The 3470-nt window shown below is 26.4% G+C and carries 6 protein-coding genes and 1 pseudogene; all 7 read left to right on the top strand.

Translation table 11 applies throughout. The annotated features are described in order from the left end of the window. The first annotated feature begins 327 nt into the window (after positions 1 to 327). The 7 genes and pseudogenes from ACEW7V_RS03235 to ACEW7V_RS03205 all read left to right on the top strand — a co-directional run bounded on the left by ACEW7V_RS03235 (position 328) and on the right by ACEW7V_RS03205 (position 1863). Positions 328 to 459: a hypothetical protein gene (locus ACEW7V_RS03235; RefSeq protein WP_374695428.1), complete on the top strand. Its 132-nt coding sequence runs from the start codon at positions 328 to 330 to the stop codon at positions 457 to 459. Between the two features lie 252 nt (positions 460 to 711). Next, a complete protein-coding gene (locus tag ACEW7V_RS03230; protein ID WP_374695427.1) occupies positions 712 to 939 on the top strand; it encodes a hypothetical protein in 228 nt (75 codons plus the stop codon). A gap of 77 nt (positions 940 to 1016) precedes the next feature. After that, entirely contained in the window at positions 1017 to 1193 is a 177-nt protein-coding gene (locus ACEW7V_RS03225) for a metal ABC transporter permease (protein WP_374695426.1), read from the top strand. A gap of 31 nt (positions 1194 to 1224) precedes the next feature. After that, positions 1225 to 1284: pseudogene (locus ACEW7V_RS03220) on the top strand (hypothetical protein); the annotation flags it as partial. 25 nt (positions 1285 to 1309) lie between these two features. Then, the gene (locus ACEW7V_RS03215) at positions 1310 to 1465 is read left to right on the top strand and encodes a hypothetical protein (RefSeq protein ID WP_374695791.1); all 156 of its coding nucleotides are present in this window, start codon (positions 1310 to 1312) and stop codon (positions 1463 to 1465) included. Between the two features lie 10 nt (positions 1466 to 1475). Beyond that, a complete protein-coding gene (locus ACEW7V_RS03210) occupies positions 1476 to 1679 on the top strand; it encodes a metal ABC transporter permease (RefSeq protein WP_374695783.1) in 204 nt (67 codons plus the stop codon). Beyond that, on the top strand, positions 1642 to 1863 hold the full coding sequence (locus ACEW7V_RS03205; protein WP_374695425.1) for a hypothetical protein: 222 nt from the start codon (positions 1642 to 1644) through the stop codon (positions 1861 to 1863). The genes ACEW7V_RS03210 and ACEW7V_RS03205 overlap by 38 nt, the downstream gene beginning before the upstream one ends. Positions 1864 to 3470 lie beyond the last annotated feature (1607 nt).

Raw genomic sequence — 3470 nt, 5'->3', positions numbered from 1 at the left:
AAGTGATTTAAGGATTAGTATTTTAGGTGTTTTATTATCCTGAAAACAAGTCCAATGTTATTTTTTTTTTTTTTTTTTTTTTTTTCTTCAATACCGCTTGCCAGGAATTGCCTAGTTTATCTTTTGCTCGTAGTACAGATATTTGGGTTTCGTGGTTGGTGCTATTCTTGTCAGTTTGTTACTGCTTTTGATGGAACTTATTAAAAAATATTCAGAAATTAAATTCAGATAGCCCTTATCGTTAGTACTTGGTTTCTTTTTTGGTCTTGCAACGTTTTTGATTGCCATTGTTTCAAAATACTGGTGAGGATAAATAAAATAGCTACTTTGGAAAAATTTATCTTAGGGCAAATTGCTTTAGTAACTGAACTAGATATGATTTCTACTGGCATTATGGCTTTAATTACTTTAGTTGCGGTGGTAGTTGGTTGTGGAAAAATTCAAAATTTATATTTTTGATGATACAAGTTTGCCCAAAGTGTAGGATTTAACACTAAAATTATGACTTTTTATTCTTAATTTCTCTATTAATTGGAGTAGTAGTTATTAGTTTAAAAATTATTGGTATTATTTGACAAGTGCCTTTTTTAATTATGCCAGGAGTAATTGCTCGTCAATTTAGTGATAGATTTGTTACTAATGTTATTTTTGCTTCCATTGTTACTTTCTTTCTAGTTTAATTGGAGTTTTATAAGCAATAGTGTACAAGATATGCCAACAGGACCAATTATTATTGTTATTACTACTTTATTTATTGCTTTGTCCTTGCTATTTTCTCCTAAATATGGAGTTATTAGTAGATATGGCAAAAAATTAAATATCAAAAAAAGATTAAAAATTTCGTCAACTTATTCATCTTTATTACAAACAAGAAGAAACTCATACTTTGAGTTTGCCAATAATCAAATAGAAAGTTTTTATGGAAGGAAAAATATTTAAATGTTACAAAATCAAAAGCCCAATTAACACATAAAGAGAATTAAATTAGTTGAAAATTTAATTGATGGTATTGTTTAATGATAAGTTTTATAAATAATGTTGTTGGTGGCTTTGAACTAGATGTTTTTTTAGTTATTTTATTTTGTTCTTTGACTTTGGCTAGTTTAGGAGTTTTTTTAGTATTGAAAAAGTCTTCTATGGTAGTTGATGCTATGAGTCATAGTGTTTTATTAGGAATAGTTGTAGTTTTTTAGTAGTTAAAAATCTTAATTCTCTTCTTTAATTATGGGATCTGCTTTAGTAGGTGTGCTTACAGCTTATATGGTAGAACTTTTAGGCAAACATTCTAAAGTTACCAAAGATGCTTCTATTGGGATTGTGTTTACTTTTTTTCTTTTCGTTAGCAATTATTTTGATAAGTCTTTATACAAGACACGAACATTTAGATACTGATGCTGTTTTTTTAGGCAATATTGAACTTACCCACATTAAACAACTCAAAAATTATTCCTCTTTTATGTCTTAATTTGTTTTTTGTGCTTTTCTTTTATAAAGAATTAAAAATCTATATTTTTGACCCTACTCTTGCTGTAATCCTCGGCTTTTCCACTACTTTAATTAATTATTTATTGATGTTTTTAGTTTCTATGACAGCTGTTATTTCTTTTGATGTAGTTGGTTCCTATTATGGTAATTTCTTGTATGATTGGACCTGCTGCTACATCTCTTTTAGTTACTAAGAATCTATATAATAGCTTTTTGCTTTCTTTATGGCTTGCATTTGTGAATTCTAGTCTTGGTTATTATTTGGCAATTGGACTTAATTTACCAGTATCAGGATTAATTGCTTTTATGAATTTAGTGAACTTTTTGCTCTTTTTCTTCTTAGCCCCTAAAACTGGAATTGTTGCCAAAAATGATTAAAAAATAATTTGCAAAAAAAAAGAATTTATGATTATTTCTTTACTAATGCATCTCAAAAATCATCAAGATCAATTACAAAAAAATCATTTTCAAGAAGATTTATAAAAGATCTAAAATGGTCTTTATCTCGTTATAATGAATGTCTTAATAATGCTTTAAAAAAGGCTATATTAAAATAAAGCAAAATCAAGTAATACTAAATGATTCAGGAAACTATATTTTAGAAAGAAAAAATTGCTCTTTGGATATAAAAACCTACACCCAACAAACAACTTCAATAAAGTGGGTTTTATCATATTGAAAGAATTTTAAAACACTTAAATAAAAAAAATTAACCCCTTGCTAGGTATTTTTTTAGCTTACCAACATCACAAATTTGCTTTTGTTTTATAAAATTAAGTTATAATGAATATGGTACTATTTATAAGTATATAGAAATTAGGAACAACACTTTCCTATTTTATATCAACACTTTATTATCACCAAAAACATCATGAATTATTTTTAACTTTGCACCGCAAAACCATCAATTTATCAAAAAATTAATTAATTTGTTTAACTTAGAAAAAACTAAAATAAATTATAATGACAATAAAATATCTTATCATAACATTTAATGTAATACTTAAATGTCCTATAAAAATAAGGAGTAAAACGATGAAATTTATAGGTAAAAAAATATTATGTTTAGCTTTAATATTAAATTTAGTTAATTTTTTTATTTTTATAGTTTTTAATGTTTGTAGTTTTAGTTTTTAAGAAGAAAAATCCTTATTTTAATAATAATGTTGTTTATGCACAGAAAGAAGCAAGTGCAAATAAGGGGGAATAATAAAGATCAAAATGATGCAAAGATAATCAATTAAATAAACCAAAAGAAGAAAAAGCAGAAGAACAAAAAGAAGGGTGTGGTTCTTGGTTGTGGAATAAAGTCAAAGAAGTTAGAACAGCTATTTATAATAGTGCAGGAACCCAAAGCCCTGAAAATATTGACATACAATTATTAAACCAAATACAGAAGAAATAACTCCATTGAAGAAACAAAAGAACAAATTAAAGATTAACCCAACAAGACGAAACATTAAAAATATGTTAGAATATGATGAAGCATATAAAAAGCGGAACAACAATATAAAGAAGTAGAAAACAATTTAAAGAAAATAAGTTTCAAGAAGCTTCCAATTTATTAAAACCTTCTCCAACTTGGTGGCAATCTTTTATAAGTTTTTTTCCTTTTGTGGATAATCAAACTCCTCAACCCTTAAAAGAAGCTTATAAAACTGCGTTGGATAATTTACAAAAAGTTCAACAAGCAAAAGAAGATTGGAATAAATTACAAAATATATAAATGATGTACAAGAATATAAAATTCTTTGGGCACATCTATTAAAGATAAAATTAATAATTTTTGGCCTTCTGCTAATGCGTTGATGTCACTCCTACACCTTCTGATTTAAATTCACAAGAAGAAATACCTGCTATTAAAAATTTTCTAAATAATCATAAATTTGTAACTAAATTGCTTGGTTGGTGTTTAGAGAAAAAAGTAATGTTGTTCAAACAATAGCTGACTTAACAAACAGCAATATTGCAACTGAACGAAGTAC

Source organism: Areca yellow leaf disease phytoplasma (assembly GCF_041920595.1).
The sequence above is the reverse complement of the archived record's forward strand: the minus strand, read 5'-3'. Positions and strand labels throughout refer to the sequence as shown.